Source organism: Bradyrhizobium sp. Leo170, assembly GCF_004296405.1.
Taxonomy (GTDB): Bacteria; Pseudomonadota; Alphaproteobacteria; order Rhizobiales; family Xanthobacteraceae; genus Bradyrhizobium.
In genome coordinates this window covers 1-16951 of sequence record NZ_PSRR01000178.1, presented here as the reverse complement: position 1 = coordinate 16951, position 16951 = coordinate 1, and the positions used below count along the sequence as shown (strand labels likewise).

Below are 16951 nucleotides of genomic sequence, written 5' to 3'. Positions count from 1 at the left end.
CGATCTGCCGGGCGCGCTGCAGCACGCGGCATCGGCGCCGATCGCCGCGATGGCCGGGACGCCATGATGCCGCTTGCTCCCGATATCACGCAGGACACCATCGTCTCGGTGCGCGATCTCGAAGTGCGCTTTCAGACCAGCGATCGCCGCGCCACGGTGAAGGCGGTTGACGGCGTCAATTTCGACGTCCGCCGCGGCGAGACCTTTGGGATCATCGGCGAATCCGGATCGGGCAAGACCACCATCGGCCGCGCCCTGGTGTTCCTGCTGAAGCCGAGCGCGGGCGCCATCCGGCATGACGGAATCGATCCGCTCACGCTGCCGCGCCGACAATTTCAAAATCACCGCCGCGACTACCAGATCATCTTCCAGGATCCGAATGCGGCGCTCAATCCGCGCATGACGGTCCTCTCGTCGGTGCTGGAACCGCTCGACCTCGCGCGCGCCGGCACCAGCGCCGAGCGCGAGCGGCAGGCGAGGGAGGCACTCGACCGTGTCGGCCTGCCGCAGGACGTCGGCGAGCGCTACCCGCACCAGCTTTCCGGCGGGCAGAAGCAGCGCGTGGTGATCGCCCGCGCCCTGACCCTGAAGCCGAAGCTGATCGTCTGCGACGAGGTGGTGGCCGCGCTGGATATGTCCATTCGTGGCGACGTACTCAATCTCTTCGCCGACCTGCAGCGCGAGCTCGGCCTCACCTATGTCTTCATCACCCACGACCTCGCCGTGGTCTCCCACATCAGCGAGCGCATTGCCGTGATGTATCTCGGCCGCTTCGTCGAGCTTGGGCCGACCGAACGCGTCTCCGAGCATCCGCTGCATCCCTATACGCAGGCGTTGCTGTCCGCCGAGCCGCGACCATTGCCGTCACACTTGCGCGAGGGCAGCCGCATCATGCTGCAGGGCGAGATCCCGAGCCCGATCGATCCGCCCTCGGGCTGTCGTTTCCGCACCCGCTGCCCCTACGCGCAGCCGCTCTGCGCCGAGAAGACGCCGGACTGGCGCGAGCTTCAACCGGACCATTGGGTTGCCTGCCACTTCGCCGAACATCCAAACTTTGCACCAAACTAACAAGAATTGCCGGGAGGAGATCACATGACAGAGATGACGCGACGCGAGGCTATCGCGCTGACATCGGCCGCGATTGCCGGCGTGACGCTCAGTGGCCGCGCGTGGGCAGATATCGCGCCGAAGCGGGGTGGCACCTTGCGCATCTCGGCGCCCGCCAATCCGTCGAGCCTCGATCCGGCCACCGGCGGCGCCGGCTCCGACCACGCCTTCCTGTTCACGATGTACGACACGCTGATCGAATGGGATTTCGAGACGCTGGCGCCAAAGCCCGGCCTTGCCGGGAGCTGGAAGTTCACCGATCCGAACACCTTGGTGCTCAACATCCGTAGCGGCGTCACCTTCCATGATGGCACGCCGCTCGATGCGGACGCCGTGAAATTCAACCTTGAGCGCAACAAGAGCGACCAGAAATCCAACATCAAGGCCGATCTTGCTTCGGTGGCGTCGGTCGAGGTTACGAGTCCCACGCAGGTCACGCTGAAGCTGAGCACGCCCGACACCGCGCTGCCCCTCATCCTCTCCGACCGCGCCGGCATGATGGTCTCGCCATCAGCGCTGAAGGCCGCCGAAGGCGGCACCGTTGCGCGCAAGCCGGTCGGCGCCGGCGCCTATGCGTTCGTGAGCTGGGCGGATGGCGAGCGCATCGTCGTCAAGCGCAACGAGAAATACTGGAAGCCGAACCGTCCTCTTCCCGACGGCATCGAGTTTTCGATCATCCCGGAACTGACCACCGGCGCGCGCTCCGTCACTGCTGGGCAGAACGACCTGATCTATCAACTGCCGCCGCGCCAGAAGGCGATCATCGAGCGCGCCAGCAGCGTCAAGGTCGTGAGCGGGCCGACGCTTTATGTCCTGCAGATCTTCCTGAACTGGGCCAAGCCGCCCTTCGACAATCCAAAGGTCCGCCAGGCCCTGAACTTTGCGATCGACCGCGAGGCCTTCGTGAAGGCGGCGCTCGCCGGGCTGGCGGAGCCCGCCTACATGAACCTGCCGAAGGCGCATTGGGCCTACGACAAATCGGTCGCCGGGCTCTACCCCTACGATCCCGACAAGGCGCGCAAGCTGCTGGCGGAAGCCGGGTTCAAGGATGGTCTCACGCTCGATCTCCTCGGCTATCCCGATCAGGACTCGGTGCAGCGCCAGGAAATCCTGATCGAGCAGCTCAGGAAGGCGGGCATGACTGCACGCTTCGCCAACGCGCCGATCGCCGAAGCCTCCGCCGCGTTCTTCGCCAGCGAGAAGCGCGGCTCCGGGCTGCTGTCGGCATGGACCGGGCGGCCGGACCCGAGCCTGACCTATTCGCTGATGTTCACCAAGGACGCCTATTACAATGCCGGCCGTGCGCCGGTGCCGCCGGAGCTCGAGGCCGCGATCAAGGAATCGCGGGCGTCGGAAGATATCGAGCAGCGCCGAAAGGCCTTTGCCACCGTGCAGCGGCTGGTGATGGAGAACGCCTTCGTCGCGCCGCTCGCTTTCCAGTACGAGCTGGTCGCGATGAACAAGAAGGTGCAGGGTTATCGCCCGAACCTTCTCGGCAAGCCGAAATACGACGACGTCTGGCTGGAGAGCTGAGGGAGATGGCGCGACGCAGTCCGGTCAAGGTTGTCGGCAGCCGCCTGTTGCAGGCGCTGCCCGTGATCGTGCTCGCGACCTTCATGGTGTTCGCGCTGTTGAAGCTCGTGCCGGGCGACATCGCGGTGACGCTGGCGGGCGACAACGCCTCGGATGCGCGCATCACCGAAATCCGCCACATCTACGGGCTCGACCGGCCGTTCCTGGTGCAGTATGGCGTCTGGCTCGGCAACGTCATCCAGGGCGACCTCTCGCAATCTCTGTTGACGGGCGAGCAGGTCGCGACCTCGATCGGCCGCGCCTTTCCGAACACGCTTCTGATCGTGGTGATTGCGCTGATCCTCGCGCTCTTGACCGGCATCCCCATGGGCGTGATCGCGGCGATCAAACCCAACGGCTGGGTCGACAAGGCCGTCAGTATGATCGCCTCGCTCGGCGTCGCCATTCCCGGTTTCTGGCTCGCGATGATCCTGGTCGCCGAAATCTCGCTCAGGCTCAACTGGCTGCCGGCGACCGGCGCCAAATCCCTCACCGCGTCTCCGATCGAGGCGATCAGGCACGCGCTGTTGCCGGGGATTGCGATCGCGGCCTACGGCATGGCCGAGGTGGCGCGGCAGCTTCGCGGCTCGCTCCTGGAAGTGCTGTCGTCGCAATATGTGCGGACCTTGCACGCCAAGGGGTTGTCGATGAGCCGCATTCTCTGGCAGCACGGGCTGAAGAATGTCAGCGTCAACCTCTTCACCATCATCAGCCTGCTCGTGAACCGGATGCTGGCCGCGACCGTCGTCATCGAGGCGGTGTTCGCCATTCCCGGTCTCGGCAGCCTGATCGTGCGCGGCGCGATCCAGCGCGATTTTCCGATCGTGCAGGGCGTCGTGTTCACGATGGTGATCGTGGTGATCCTGGTCAACCTGATCACCGATCTGCTCTGCGCCGCCATTGATCCGAGGATCGAGCAATGACCGACCTCGCGCTGGCCTCTCCGCGATTGCCCGCCAAGCCGACCCGGTCGCGGCGCTTCCTCCGTTGGCTCGCCGGTGATCTTCGGGCCGCGCTCGCGATCCTCGTGCTGCTGGTGCTCGTCATCGTCGCGATCGGCGCACCCTGGATCGCGCCCTATTCGCCGACCGCGCAGGACGTCAACAACATGCTGGCGCCGCCGGGTCCGGCGCATCTGCTCGGCACCGACGATCTCGGCCGCGACATCTTCAGCCGCCTAATCTACGGTGCGCCGGCGACCGTCTATGCCAGCGTGCTGGCCGTGTGTGTCGCAGTTGCGATCGGCCTGCCGGTCGGGCTTGTCACCGGCTTCTTCGGCGGTTGGACCGACGACATCATCAGCCGGATCATCGACACCTTCCTGTCGTTCCCGGCGATCGTGCTGGCGATTGCGGTGACCGGTGCGCTCGGTATCGGGCTCACCAACGGCATGATCGCGGTCGGCATCGTGATGTTCCCGGCGCTGGCCCGCATCGTCCGAGCGCGGACGCTGGTGGTGCGGCAGGAACTTTATGTCGATGCCTCCAGGTGTTTCGGCGCGCCGGCCTGGCATATCCTGTGGCGGCACGTGCTGCCGAACACGCTGCAGCCCGTCATCGTGCAGGTGACGCTGCTGCTGGCCGCCGCGCTGCTGGCGGAAGCCAGCCTCAGCTTTCTCGGCCTCGGCATCCAGCCGCCGAACCCGAGCTGGGGCGCGATGCTGGCGCGCGCCTACCAATATATGGAGATCGCGCCGGAGCAAATGTATGCGCCCGGGCTCGCCATTCTGGTGGTCTCCCTGGCCTTCAACGCGCTCGGAGAGTCCTTGCGCATTGTGCTCGATCCGACCATGAAGGATCGCTAGCTCTTTTGTCGACGGAAACGTTCATGCCTTTCAAGAAATTGCTGATCGCCAATCGGGGCGAGATTGCCATCCGTATCGCCCGCGCCGCAGGCGAAAGCGGGCTTGCCACTGTGGCGATCTATCCCGCCGATGACGCGACGTCGCGGCATGTCCTAGCGGCCGATGAAACGCACGAGATTCCGGGCCGCGGCGCGCGCGCCTATCTCGATATCGAAGCGGTGATCGGCGCAGCCAGGGCCGCGACATGCGACGCGCTGCATCCCGGCTACGGCTTCCTCAGCGAGAACGCCGCGCTGGCGCGGCGCTGCGCGGAGGAGGGGATCACCTTTGTCGGCCCGTCGCCGGACGCGCTGGAACTGTTCGGCGACAAGGCGAAAGCCAAGGCACTGGCGAAAAGCTGCGGCGTGCCGATCGTATCCGGCACCAGCGGCTCGACCAGCCTGGAGGAGGCCAGGGCCTTCTTCGCCTCGCTCGGCCCCGGCGGCGCGGTCATGGTCAAGGCGATCGCCGGCGGCGGCGGGCGCGGCATGCGCATCGTCGACGACGCTGCCAAGCTCGAACAGGCCTATGCGCGCTGCCAGTCCGAGGCCAAGGCTGCCTTCGGCAATGAAGGCGTCTATGTCGAGCGGCTGATCCGAAAGGCCCGTCACATCGAGGTGCAGATCATCGGCGACCGTTCGGGCCAGATCAGCCATCTGTGGGAGCGGGAATGCACGATCCAGCGGCGCAACCAGAAACTGATCGAGGTGGCGCCAAGCCCGTCGCTGAGTGACGCGCTGCGCTCGCGCATCATCGAAGCCGCCGCGAGGCTCGCGGCCGCTGCGCGCTACGACAATCTCGGCACTTTCGAATTCCTTGTCGACGACGACGCCCGTGAAGGCGCGGGCGACTTCGCCTTCATCGAGGCCAATCCGCGATTGCAGGTCGAGCACACCGTCACCGAGGAGGTGCTCGGCATCGATCTCGTGAAGGCGCAACTCGCCGTCGCTTCGGGCGCGACGCTGGCCTCGCTCGGTCTCGCGCAGGCTGCGGTTCCGTCGCCGCGCGGCTACGCGATGCAGCTCCGCGTCAACATGGAGGTGATGAACGAGAAGGGCGAGACCAAGCCGACCGGCGGGACGCTGTCGGTGTTCGACCTGCCGTCGGGCCCGGGTGTGCGGGTCGATACCTTCGGCTACACCGGCTACAGGACCAGCGCCGCTTTCGATTCACTATTGGCAAAAGTCATCGTGCATTCGCCGAGCGCGAACTGGGCCGATGTGGTACAGAAGGCGCTACGCGCTCTGCGTGAATTCCGCATCGGCGGCGTCGCCACCAACATCCCGTTCCTCGGCGCGATCCTCGCGCATCCGGATTTTGCCGCCAACCGGATCAGCACCAATTTCATTGACGCGCATGCCGGCTCGCTGGTCGCCGCGGCGAAGGAGGCCGATGAACCGGTGCTGGCCGAGGTGAACGGCGGAGCCGGTACCGTTGCTGGACCGTCGACGAGCGAATCCGGCCCGGAAGGCTCGGTCGCGGTCCCGGCGCCATTGCAGGGCACCATTGTCGCGATCGATGTGGCCGAGGGCGATCTCGTTCTTCCGGGCCAGCAGATCGCGGTGCTTGAATCCATGAAGATGGAGCATCTCGTCACCGCGCCGCATGGCGGCAGGGTGACGAAGGTCGCGGGCGGCGTCGGCGTCACGCTGATGCATGGCGAGGCGATCCTGTTCCTCGAGCCGGCCGAGGTGGACGGCCACCATGTCGCGGAGGAGGCGGAGATCGACCTCGACTACATCCGCCCCGATCTCGCCGAAGTAATTGCGCGTCATGCGATCACGCTGGATGAGAACCGGCCGGCTTCGGTCGAGCGCCGGCGCAAGACCAACCAGCGCACCGCGCGCGAGAACGTCGCGCATCTCGTCGACGAAGGCTCCTTTGTCGAATATGGCGCGCTCGCGATTGCCGCCCAGCGCCGCCGGCGCAAGATCGACGATCTCATCCACAACACGCCAGCCGATGGCCTGATCACCGGCGTCGCCACCGTGAACGCCGACAAGTTCGGCGCGGAGGGTGCGCGCTGCATGGTGATTGCCTACGACTACACCGTGCTCGCGGGCACGCAGGGCCATATGAACCACAAGAAGATCGACCGCATGCTCTCGCTGACCGAGCAATGGCGGTTGCCGCTGGTGTTCTACGCCGAAGGCGGCGGCGGGCGCCCTGGCGATACCGACCGGCTCGGCATGACCGGGCTCGACGGCCCATCCTTCGTGCAGTTCGCGCGGCTCTCGGGCCTCGTGCCGGTCATCGGCGTGGTCTCCGGCTATTGCTTCGCCGGCAACGCCGCGATGCTTGGCTGCTGCGACGTCATCATCGCCACCAAGAATGCGTCGATCGGCATGGGCGGGCCGGCGATGATCGAAGGCGGCGGGCTTGGCGTCTATCATCCGGCCGAGGTCGGCCCGGTGTCGTTCCAGGCGCCGAACGGCGTCATCGACGTCCTCGTGGAGGACGAAGCGGAGGCGACCGTCGCCGCGCAAAAATATCTGTCCTACTTCCAGGGCACGGTCAGCGACTGGAAGGCGCCGGACCAGCGGCTGCTCCGCCGCGCGATCCCGGAAAACCGGTTGCGTGTCTACGACATCCGCAAGGTGATCGATCTGCTCGCCGACGAGGGCTCGGTGCTCGAAATCCGCCGCGACTTCGGCGTCGGCATGATCACCGCCTTCATCCGCATCGAAGGCAAGCCATTCGGCCTGATCGCCAACAATCCGAAACATCTCGGCGGCGCGATCGATGCGCCGGCCGGCGACAAGGCTGCGCGCTTCATGCAGCTTTGCGATGCCTTCGACATCCCGATCATCTCGCTCTGCGACACGCCCGGTTTCATGGTGGGACCTGAAGCCGAGAAGACCGCGATCGTGCGTCACGTCTCGCGCATGTTCGTCACTGGCGCGAGCCTCACCGTGCCGTTGTTCGGCATCGTGCTGCGCAAAGGCTATGGCTTAGGGGCGCAATCGATGATCGGCGGCGGTTTCCATGCCTCCTTCTTCACGGTGGCGTGGCCGACCGGCGAGTTCGGCGGCATGGGCCTGGAAGGTTACGTGCGGCTCGGCTTCCGCAAGGAGATGGAGGCGATCGAGGATCCGGTCGAACGCGAAAAATATTACCAAGCCAAGGTCGCCGAGCTCTATGCCAACGGCAAGGCGGTCTCGATCGCCTCGGTGCTCGAGATCGACGAGGTGATCGATCCCGCGCAAACCCGCCACTGGATCATGTCAGGCCTGCGCTCGGTGCCGAAGCCTCAGCCGCGCACCCACCGCAAGCGCCCCTGCGTTGATGCGTGGTAGCGAGAGGCTGTCTCCACACCGGTGTCGTCCCGGGCTTGACCCGGGACCCATAACCACAGGCGGATGTGATGCGCAAAGCTACAACCGCTTGCTCGCGCCGCAACGCACATCGGTGGTTATGGGTCCCGGCCTTCGCCGGGACGACAGCATTCCGAAAGATCACCTCCGACCATGATCGCGGCCAACAAAAGGCCAGAGTGGGATGACAATCCGAACCACCGTCATCCTGCCGAGGCCTTTACATGCGACATGCCTTTTCTATCGCCCTCCTTCTCGCAAGCCTCGCCGGCGTAGGCCTGGCCTCGGCACAGGGCCGCAAGATGACCGAACTATTGGCGCCGCGCGATCCCGGTCCGAATGAGGCGGTCCGGGTCAAGGTCGTAACCGGTCCGTTGCCGTTCGGTGCTCGCCTGGTCGTGAAGACCGAGCAGGGCGACGTGATCGGCTCGATTATGACCTACGGCGTGCCGGGGCCGAATGACACCCGTTCCGAAACCTTCCCAGTTCAGTCGAGGAATGTGGTCAACAAGCGGCTTCGGCTGCAGGTGCTGGTGGAAGCGCCGGGCGCGATGACACGATCCGCAACGCCGGACGAAATCCGCGGGCTCGACGTCATGATCGTGCCGCGCACGCCGTGATCGCTGCCGCCGCTTTACTCCGCATCCGGTTTTCCCCTATCGTCTAGCCAACAACGCGCCGTCATTGCGAGCGTGGCGAAGCAATCCATCTCTCCGCCCGCTGAGGCGTGGATTGCTTCGCGGAGCCTGTCATCGGGCGGCGCTTCGCGCCGACCCGGTGGCTCGCAATGACGGATAAATAATCCCAGGGGAAACCCCAATGAACGATCCCGTTGACGTCCTGATCATCGGCGCCGGCGCGTCCGGCGCTGCGGTGGCATGGTCGCTGGCTGAGACGAAAATGCACATCCTTTGCCTTGAGCAAGGCGGCTGGATGAATCCCGCGGAATATCCGAGCACCGGGCGAGACTGGGAAGCCAAGTTCTATAGCGACTGGTCGACCAGCCCGAACGTCCGCGGTCGTCCTGAGGACTATCCAATCAACGACGACAACTCGCCGATCAAGGTCGTCAACTTCAACGCCGTCGGCGGCTCGACCGTGATGTACACGGCGCATTGGCCGCGGCTGCATCCGTCCGATTTCAAGGTGAAGACGCTCGACGGCGTCGCCGATGACTGGCCGATCGACTACGATGCGCTCACCCCATTCTTCGAAGAGAACGACCGGATGATGGGCGTATCGGGCCTGACGGGCGATCCGCGCTCGCCATTGACGCACCCGCCGATGCCGCCGCAGCCGCTCGGACTCTCCGGTCCGCTGATCGGCAAGGCCATGAACAAGCTCGGCTGGCACTGGTGGCCGTCGGACACCACGGTCGCGACCATGGACTATGAGGGCAGGGCGCGCTGCATCAATCTCGGCCATTGCACGCCGGCCTGCGCGCAGGGCGCGAAAGCCTCGACCGACATCACCTATTGGCCGCATGCGATCCGCGCCGGCGTCGAGCTCAAGACGCATTGTCGCGTGCGCGAGATCCTGACCAACGAGCAAGGCATGGCCTCCGGTGTCGTCTATTATGACAAGGATGGCGTCGAGCAGTTTCAGCCGGCCGAGGTCGTCATCATCGCCTGCAACGGCGTCGGCACGCCGCGGCTGCTCTTGAACTCGGTCTCCGGCCGGTTTCCAAATGGTTTGGCCAATTCATCCGGCCTGGTCGGCAAGAACCTGATGTTCCATCCCTATGCGCAGATCTACGGCTTCGTGAAGGAGCCGACCGACAGCAACCGCGCGCCGCCGACCTGCCTGTGGAGCAAGGAGTTCTACGACACCGACCTCTCGCGCGGCTTCGTCCGCGGTTATGGCATTCAGTTCGGCCGCGGCGCAGGGCCTGTGTTCGAGGCCGTCGCGAGCGAGCAGAAGGGCATTCTGCCGTGGGGTGCGGATCATCACCGCGTCTTCCGCAGGCTCAACGGCCACCGCCTCGCGGTCTCCGCAATCTGCGAGGATCTCCCGGAGGAGCACAACCGCGTCACCCTCGATCCAGTGTTGAAGGACAGCCACGGCATTTCCGCTCCGAAGATCGACTACACGATCAGCGATAACAGCCGGAAGATGATGGAGCATGGGCTGGCGCGCGGCCGCGAGATTCTCGAAGCCGCCGGCGCGACCGACATTTGCACCAACAGTCCGATCCCCTGGGGCGGCTGGCATCTGCTCGGCACCGCACGGATGGGCACGGACCCTGCGCGTTCCGTGGTCAATGAGTGGGGCCGGTCGCATGACGTGAAGAACCTGTTCATCGTCGACGGCAGCGTGTTCGTCACCTCAGGCGGCGTCAACCCGACCTCGACCATCCAGGCGATCGCGCTCTATATCGCCGACCAGATGAAACAGCGTCTTGCCAATTTGTTCGACTGAGGATGCCATGTCAGCCGATACGCTCTCCACAGCCCAGCGCGACGATCTCAGGACCATCGCGGCGATGATCGTTCCTGAGAGTGCCGAGTACAAGGTGCCGGGTGCCGATGATCGGGCCATCCAGGCCGATATCCTGGCAACGCTCGGCCGCGATACCGAGCAGGTGCGCGCCGCGCTCGACCATCTTGCGCGCTTGGCCGGCAAGCCGCTCGCCGAGCTCGACACGGCGCAGCGCGATCAGGTCGCAAAGGAATTCCGCGCGACCGGCGGGGCCGCGGCGGCGACGCTCGTCCGCGTGGTCCTGCAATGCTACTACCGCGACGACCGCGTGCTGCGCTCGCTCGGCAACGAACTGCGCGCGCCCTTCCCGAAGGGCCACACGCTGGAGCAGGGCGACTGGTCATTGCTCGATCCGGTCAAGGCGCGACCAGCCACGCTGCGGCGCGCGCCCTAGCGTCACGGCAGGAAGTCGTAGCCCGGGTGGAGCGGAACGCGTAACCCGGGACATCTATATCCGCGGCTAAGACCGGTCCCGGGTTACGCTGGCGCTTCACCCGGGCTACGTCCCTCCGAGTGGAGAGAGCTCCAGCGCCCTAGCCATTTGGGCAGGCCTGCGCCCAACGCAGGTACCTTGCGCAGGAGGAACCCGGCCCCCATGTGAGTTCTCCGAAGGAACCTCACCATGTTGGATTTTGCCCCAAATAACGCCGGCGACGCGCTGTCGCCGCGAACGACTGAAGCTGCCCCGGGCAATGACCGGGCGCTGCTCGACGCCTATTCCAACGCCGTGATCGACGTGACCGAACGCGTCGGTCCCGCGGTGGTGCGCGTCGAGACCGGCCCGAAGGTCCGAACACCGCGTGAGCGTGGCGGGCTCGGTTCCGGCATCGTCATCTCGCCCGACGGTCTCGTGCTGACCAACAGCCATGTGGTCGGCTCGTCGAAGGAGATCCGCCTGCGCGACACCGAGGGATTCGTCACGGACGCCCATGTGCTCGGCGTCGATCCCGACACCGACCTCGCATTGCTGCGGGCCGATGGCGCGCGCGATTTGCCTTACGCCTCGCTCGGCGACTCCAAGCAACTCCGGCGCGGCCAACTCGTGGTCGCGATCGGCAATCCGCTCGGCTTTGAATCGACGGTCACGGCCGGCGTGGTGTCGGCGCTGGGCCGCTCGATCCGCTCGGTCAGCGGGCGCACGATCGAGGACGTGATCCAGACCGATGCCGCGCTCAACCCCGGCAATTCCGGCGGCCCGCTGGTGTCGTCGAATTCGCAGGTGATCGGCATCAACACCGCGATCATCAACGGCGCGCAGGGCATTTGCTTTGCGGTCGCGAGCAACACCGCGCAGTTCGTGCTGTCGGAGATCATCCGCCACGGCTATGTCCGCCGCGCCTTCATCGGCGTCGCCGGCCAGACCGCGCCGGTCCCGAGGCGCCATGCGGTGCTCGCCGGCGTTGAGAACAAGATGGGCGCGCTGCTCGCGCAGATCGAGCCCGACAGCCCGGCGGCAAAGGCGGGGCTTTTGCCCGGCGACGTCGTGATCAAGCTCGACGGCGTCGACATCAACGGCGTCGACGATCTGATCCGCGCACTCGACCGCGATCGCATCGACCGCACGCTGGCCATGGACGTCCTGCGCCTCGGCCGCCTGCGCGCGATCGACATCCACCCGATCGAACGCAAGCCGGCGAAGTGACGGGCAAGCTGTCAGACCCCTCATGGTGAGGAGCGCGAAGCGCGTCTCGAACCATAGGGCCCCGCCGGTGCCCTCATCCTTCGAGACGCCGCTTCGCGGCTCCTCAGGATGAGGGGAAAGAGCGGTGCCCGCGTCGGTCGGAATTCATCGCAGCCCTCGAGCTGCCAATTGATGTGCCCTCGCCCCTTGTGGGATGGGGCAGCTCAGCGGTCAGCAGCGAACTCGATGGGGTGAGGGGTTCTCTCCACGAGCACGGAAGCGCGTGGAGAGAACCCGTCATCCGGCGCTTCGCGCCACCTTCTCCCGCAAGGGGAGAAGGGAAGAACTACCGCTGCAGCGCCGCCAGCAATTCGTCGGGCTGCTCGACCATCATCATGTGGCCGGCACCGGCCAGCACCACGGTGCGCGCGTTTGGCGCCGCCGCCGCCAGCGTCTTGCCGGCTTTCGCTGGTGTCATCAGATCGCGTTCGCCGAGGATGAAGGTCGTCGGCACCTTGAGCTGCGCCGCCGCGGCGAGCGCGTTCTGGTACGAATTGCAGGCGTTCAGATCGTTGTAGAGCACGCCCGGTCGCGCACGCTGCAGCACGCGCTGTGCGCCGTGGTGCATCCACAATCCCGGCGCGAGCGAGCCGCCGAGCTCGGCCTTGAAGCCGAGGCCCCAGATCGAGACCATGTCGATCGCGGCGGGATCGTTGGCCTCCGCCGCCTTCAACAGATCAGGCCCAACGGTCATCGTCGCCGCCGTTCCGATCAGGCTCAGCGCCGTTACTTTCTCCGGGTGCCGCGCCGCGGTCTCCAGCGCAATCAGCGAGCCCATGGAATGGCCGATCAGCTTCGCCTTCGAGGCGCCGGCCGCCTGCAACAGCGCTGCGATCCAATCCGCCATCGCGGCGATCGTCCGCAAGGGCTTGCCGGACGAGCGGCCGTGGCCGGGCAGATCCGGCGCCAGCACCGAATAGCCGTGATGCGCGAACCAGCGGCTGTGCAGCGCCCAGGTGGAGCTGTCAAAACCCGCGCCGTGGATCATCACGACCGTGGGCAACGACGGATCGAACGGCTTTCCGCCGGTCACGACGAAGGTCTCAATCCCGTTCACCGAAAGCTGCATGGCTCAAACCCTCTGCGACGCCCGAAGCGCCTGGCCGAGATCGTCGATGATGTCCTGTGCCGTCTCGATGCCGACCGAGAGCCTCACCAGCTCTTCGCCGACGCCGGCGGCCTTGAGCTGGTCGGCGTCCATCTGCTGATGGGTGGTCGAGGCGGGATGGATCACCAGCGTCTTGGCATCGCCGACATTGGCGAGGTGGCTGATCAGCTTCAAAGACTCGATGAACTTCTTGCCCGCCGCGCGTCCGCCCTTGATGCCGAAGCTGACGATCGAGCCGGCGCCCCGCGGCAGCAGCTTCTTCGCAAGCTCGTAGTCCGGATGATTCTCCAGCGCCGGATGCAGCACCCAGTCGACCGCCTTGTTCGCGGTCAGGAATTCCAGCACCGCGAGCGTATTACTCATATGCCGATCCATCCGCACGCCGAGCGTCTCGATGCCCTGCAGGAGCTGGAACGCGTTGGTCGGCGACAGGCAGGCGCCGAAATCGCGCAAGCCTTCGGTGCGGGCGCGCATGATGAAGGCGGCCTTGCCGAACTGCTCGTCGAAGACGATGCCGTGATAGCCGGCATAGGGCTCGGTGAGCTGCGGGAATTTGCCCGATGCATGCCAGTCGAAGCCGCCGCCGTCGACGATGACGCCGCCGATCGCAATGCCATGCCCGCCGAGCCATTTCGTCGCCGAGTTCATGACGATGTCGGCGCCGAATTCGATCGGCCGGCTGAGATAGGGCGTCGCAAAGGTGTTGTCGATCAACAGCGGAATCTTCGCGTCATGCGCGATGTCAGCCACTGCGGGAATATCGAGCACCTCTAACCCGGGATTACCGATGGTCTCGGCGATCACCAGGCGCGTGTTGGGCTTGATCGCGGCGCGGAATTCGTCGAGCGCGCGCGGCTTCACAAAGGTTGTGGTGATGCCGAAGCGCGGCAGCGTATGCGCCAGCAGATTGATGGTGCCGCCATAAAGCGAAGCCGAGGCGACGATGTGGTCACCGGCATTGAGAATGGTCGCGATCGCCAGATGCATCGCGGCCATGCCGCTCGCCGTGCAGATCGCGCCGACGCCGCCTTCGAGCGCCGCGATCCGCTCTTCCAGCACTGCGGTCGTCGGATTCGAGATCCGCGTGTAGATGTGGCCGGCACGCTCCAGATTGAACAGCGCGGCGGCGTGATCGGCGTCCTGGAACACGTAGGACGTCGTCTGGTAGATCGGCACCGCGCGCGATCCCGTTACGGGATCAGGACGCTGTCCGGCATGCAGGCTCAGGGTTTCGAACGCAGGCGGCTTGGGTGCGGGCATGCTGAAACTCGCGGGGTGGGATTTGGAGGTGAATACGGCTTATATCAGACGTGCACGGCGGCGCGCACGCGGCCGGCGTTGCCGAATACGCGCAGGTAACGCTCGACCTCGGAGGGGATGCCGGTCGCCTTTTCCGGATTGTCAGAGAGCTTCACCGCCGGCCTGCCGTCAACCGAGGTCACCTTGCAGACGATCGAGATCGGGTCGAGATCGGCGGAACCATTGGGCGTGCAGCCGACGAAATCATTGGTGAGGTTGGTGCCCCAACCGAAGCTGATGCGGACGCGGCCGGAGAAATGCCGGTAGGTTTCCTCGATGGAATCGACATCCATGGCGTCGGAGAAGACCAGGAGCTTCTCCTTGGGATCGCGGCCCTTCTGCTTCCACCATCTGATGATCTCCTCGCCGGCCGCGATCGGCGGCGCGCTGTCCGGGCGAAAGCCGGTCCAGTCCGCGACCCAATCCGGCGCGTCGCGCAGGAACACCCGCGTGCCGAAGGCATCGGGGAGTGCGACCAGCAGGTTGCCGCCATAGGTATGGCGCCACTGGTCGAGGATAGCGTAGGGCGCCCAGCGCAGCTCTTCGTCCGAATTGGCGAGCGCCGCGGCCACCATCGGCAACTCATGCGCGTTGGTGCCGATCGCTTCGAGGTCGTTGTCCATCGCCAGCAGCACGTTCGAGGTGCCGGTGAAGGACGGCCCAAGCCCTTCCTTCACAGCCTCGACGCACCAGCGCTGCCAGAGGAAGCCGTGGCGGCGGCGGGTCCCGAAGTCCGAAAGCTTTAAGCCCTCGAGCTTGCGCAGGCGCTCGACCTTGGCCCACAGCTTGGCCTTGGCGCGGGCATAGAGCACGTCGAGCGCGAAGCGGCCCTGGCCCTTCATCGCCGCGCGCGAGCGCAATTCGTTCAGGATCGCGAGCGCCGGGATCTCCCACATCGTGGTGTGGGTCCAGGGCCCGTGGAACTGCAGCTCATACTGCCCGTCGACCTTGTGCAGTTCATATTCGGGTAGGCGGAAATTCGAAAGCCAGTTGATGAAATCCGGCGAGAACATCTGGGTCTTGCCGTAGAACGTATTACCGGCGAGCCAGATCAGCTCATTCTTGCTGAAGCGGATGGTGCGGGCATGGTCGAGCTGGGCACGCAGCTCGCCCTCGTCGATCACCTCGCCAAGCCGGACCCGACTGGTGCGGTTGATCACCGAAAAGGTCGTGCGCGTGTCCGGGTAGAACTCCCAGATCATCTGCAGCATCAACAGCTTGTAGAAATCGGTGTCGAGCAGGCTGCGCACGATCGGGTCGAGCCGCCAGCCATGGTTGTAGGTCCGGGTTGCAATATCCGTAAACGTCATGGCGGAACCTTAGCCTGCCAAAAGCCACCCAACCAGTGGGTTATGGCAGGAGTTCTGGCAGGGCAGCTCAGCGTGTTCCCTGTCTGATCCTGCCGACGGCCGTCTCGATGCTGGTCCAAGCCGGCTTGTCCGGGGCGAACTGCCGTCGGAGATAGGAAACAAGCTCGGCGACCTGGCTGTCGGTCATGCTCTCTTTGAACCCCGGCATATAACCGAGGTCGCCGGTCGCGGGTTCGCGGATGCCGTGCAGGATCACCTGGATCAAATTGTCCGGCACCGCGCTGTGCAGATTGCTGTTGAGGGACAGCGAGGGCCGGCTGCCGAACAGAGGCGGTCCGCCCACCTCGTGGCAGACCGCGCAGGCGCCCTGATAGAGGCGGGCGCCGAAAGAGGCGGGCACGACCGCGCTCGTGGCCGTCGCATGTTCGAGTTTCACGGCGAGGGCTTCCTGCGCCGAGCCGTCGGTGGCCGCGTCATTGAAAGAGCCGAGATAGACGGCCATGGCGCGGATATCCTGGTCTGACAACGCGGCCAACTCCTTCACGACCGGCGCCATCGGTCCGGCCGCCACGCCGTGGAAGCGGGATTGGCCGGTGCGCAAATAGGCGTAAAGCTCGTCCTCGCTCCAGGGGATCGGCGCTTTCGAAAGCGACGTCAGCGCCGGCGCCTCCCAGCCCTCGGCAAAGCCGCCGCCGAGATAGGCACTCTGGAGTTCGGCGCCGAGCGCGTTGCGCGGCGAATGGCAGGCGCTGCAATGGCCGAGACCTTCGACCAGATAGGCGCCGCGATTCCAGATCTCCGACTTGGTCGGATCGGGCTGGAATGATTTTGTATCGTGAAACAGCGCATTCCATCCGGCGAGCAGCGGGCGCAGGTTGAATGGAAATTTCAGTTCGTGTTCCGGCGTCGTCGCGCGCACCGGTGCCTGCGCCATCAGGTAGGCATAGAGCGCCTGCAGATCAGCATCATCAGCCTTGGATGGGTGTAGGGGAAAGCCGGATAGAGATGCCGGCCGTCGCGATGGATGCCTTCGCGCATCGCGCGCTCGAAGGCGGGATAGGACCACGCGCCGATGCCGGTCTCGACGTCAGGCGTGATGTTGGTCGCGTAGATGACGCCGAACGGCGTTTCCAGCGGCCGGCCGCCGGCATTGAGCATTCCGCCCGTTTCGGTATGGCACACGGCGCAGGCGCCGAGCGCCGCCAGTTCCTTGCCGCGGGCAATGGTCGCGGCCGAATA

At 65.4% G+C, this 16951-nt stretch carries 12 protein-coding genes and 1 pseudogene; 9 read left to right on the top strand and 4 right to left on the bottom strand.

What is annotated here, in order from left to right; translation table 11 throughout:
* Positions 1-66: 66 nt before the first annotated feature.
* The 9 genes from CWO89_RS26040 (at position 67) to CWO89_RS26000 (ending at position 11956) form a co-directional block, all read left to right on the top strand.
* On the top strand, positions 67-1068 hold the full coding sequence (locus CWO89_RS26040) for an ABC transporter ATP-binding protein (RefSeq protein ID WP_130581504.1): 1002 nt from the start codon (positions 67-69) through the stop codon (positions 1066-1068).
* Between the two features lie 24 nt (positions 1069-1092).
* Positions 1093-2640: an ABC transporter substrate-binding protein gene (locus CWO89_RS26035; RefSeq protein WP_207234572.1), complete on the top strand. Its 1548-nt coding sequence runs from the start codon at positions 1093-1095 to the stop codon at positions 2638-2640.
* 5 nt (positions 2641-2645) lie between these two features.
* Complete coding sequence (locus CWO89_RS26030) at positions 2646-3602, top strand: ABC transporter permease (protein WP_130581502.1); 957 nt, start codon at positions 2646-2648, stop codon at positions 3600-3602.
* Complete coding sequence (locus CWO89_RS26025) at positions 3599-4483, top strand: ABC transporter permease (protein WP_130581501.1); 885 nt, start codon at positions 3599-3601, stop codon at positions 4481-4483. The genes CWO89_RS26030 and CWO89_RS26025 overlap by 4 nt, the downstream gene beginning before the upstream one ends.
* Positions 4484-4506: 23 nt before the next feature.
* Positions 4507-7818: a carboxyl transferase domain-containing protein gene (locus CWO89_RS26020; protein WP_130581500.1), complete on the top strand. Its 3312-nt coding sequence runs from the start codon at positions 4507-4509 to the stop codon at positions 7816-7818.
* A gap of 242 nt (positions 7819-8060) precedes the next feature.
* Positions 8061-8456 (top strand): hypothetical protein, encoded by a 396-nt coding sequence (locus CWO89_RS26015; protein ID WP_130581499.1) that lies wholly within the window; start codon positions 8061-8063, stop codon positions 8454-8456.
* A 199-nt stretch (positions 8457-8655) separates the two neighbouring features.
* Positions 8656-10254, top strand: coding sequence for a GMC family oxidoreductase (locus CWO89_RS26010; RefSeq protein ID WP_130581498.1), 1599 nt, complete (start codon positions 8656-8658; stop codon positions 10252-10254).
* A 7-nt stretch (positions 10255-10261) separates the two neighbouring features.
* Complete coding sequence (locus tag CWO89_RS26005; RefSeq protein WP_130581497.1) at positions 10262-10708, top strand: hypothetical protein; 447 nt, start codon at positions 10262-10264, stop codon at positions 10706-10708.
* A gap of 228 nt (positions 10709-10936) precedes the next feature.
* The gene (locus tag CWO89_RS26000; protein WP_130581496.1) at positions 10937-11956 is read left to right on the top strand and encodes a S1C family serine protease; all 1020 of its coding nucleotides are present in this window, start codon (positions 10937-10939) and stop codon (positions 11954-11956) included.
* A gap of 325 nt (positions 11957-12281) precedes the next feature.
* On the opposite strand, the gene CWO89_RS25995 is transcribed toward CWO89_RS26000, so the two are convergent.
* The 4 genes and pseudogenes from CWO89_RS25995 to CWO89_RS25980 form a co-directional block, all read right to left on the bottom strand.
* Positions 12282-13064, bottom strand: a complete 783-nt coding sequence (locus CWO89_RS25995) for an alpha/beta fold hydrolase (RefSeq protein WP_130581495.1) — start codon at positions 13062-13064, stop codon at positions 12282-12284.
* 3 nt (positions 13065-13067) lie between these two features.
* On the bottom strand, positions 13068-14363 hold the full coding sequence (locus CWO89_RS25990) for an O-acetylhomoserine aminocarboxypropyltransferase (RefSeq protein ID WP_130581494.1): 1296 nt from the start codon (positions 14361-14363) through the stop codon (positions 13068-13070).
* A 44-nt stretch (positions 14364-14407) separates the two neighbouring features.
* On the bottom strand, positions 14408-15712 hold the full coding sequence (pncB, locus tag CWO89_RS25985) for a nicotinate phosphoribosyltransferase (protein ID WP_130581493.1): 1305 nt from the start codon (positions 15710-15712) through the stop codon (positions 14408-14410).
* Between the two features lie 67 nt (positions 15713-15779).
* Positions 15780-16951, bottom strand: a pseudogene (locus tag CWO89_RS25980) (c-type cytochrome); the annotation flags it as partial.

Coding starts and splice junctions, on each gene's coding strand:
- CWO89_RS26040 (WP_130581504.1), top strand. CDS start 67: ATGCCGCTTGCTCCCGATATCACGCAGGACACCATCGTCTCGGTGCGC.
- CWO89_RS26020 (WP_130581500.1), top strand. CDS start 4,507: ATGCCTTTCAAGAAATTGCTGATCGCCAATCGGGGCGAGATTGCCATC.
- CWO89_RS26030 (WP_130581502.1), top strand. CDS start 2,646: ATGGCGCGACGCAGTCCGGTCAAGGTTGTCGGCAGCCGCCTGTTGCAG.
- CWO89_RS25995 (WP_130581495.1), bottom strand. CDS start 13,064: ATGCAGCTTTCGGTGAACGGGATTGAGACCTTCGTCGTGACCGGCGGA.
- CWO89_RS26035 (WP_207234572.1), top strand. CDS start 1,093: ATGACAGAGATGACGCGACGCGAGGCTATCGCGCTGACATCGGCCGCG.
- CWO89_RS26005 (WP_130581497.1), top strand. CDS start 10,262: ATGTCAGCCGATACGCTCTCCACAGCCCAGCGCGACGATCTCAGGACC.
- CWO89_RS26015 (WP_130581499.1), top strand. CDS start 8,061: ATGCGACATGCCTTTTCTATCGCCCTCCTTCTCGCAAGCCTCGCCGGC.
- CWO89_RS26025 (WP_130581501.1), top strand. CDS start 3,599: ATGACCGACCTCGCGCTGGCCTCTCCGCGATTGCCCGCCAAGCCGACC.
- CWO89_RS25990 (WP_130581494.1), bottom strand. CDS start 14,363: ATGCCCGCACCCAAGCCGCCTGCGTTCGAAACCCTGAGCCTGCATGCC.
- CWO89_RS26010 (WP_130581498.1), top strand. CDS start 8,656: ATGAACGATCCCGTTGACGTCCTGATCATCGGCGCCGGCGCGTCCGGC.
- pncB (WP_130581493.1), bottom strand. CDS start 15,712: ATGACGTTTACGGATATTGCAACCCGGACCTACAACCATGGCTGGCGG.
- CWO89_RS26000 (WP_130581496.1), top strand. CDS start 10,937: ATGTTGGATTTTGCCCCAAATAACGCCGGCGACGCGCTGTCGCCGCGA.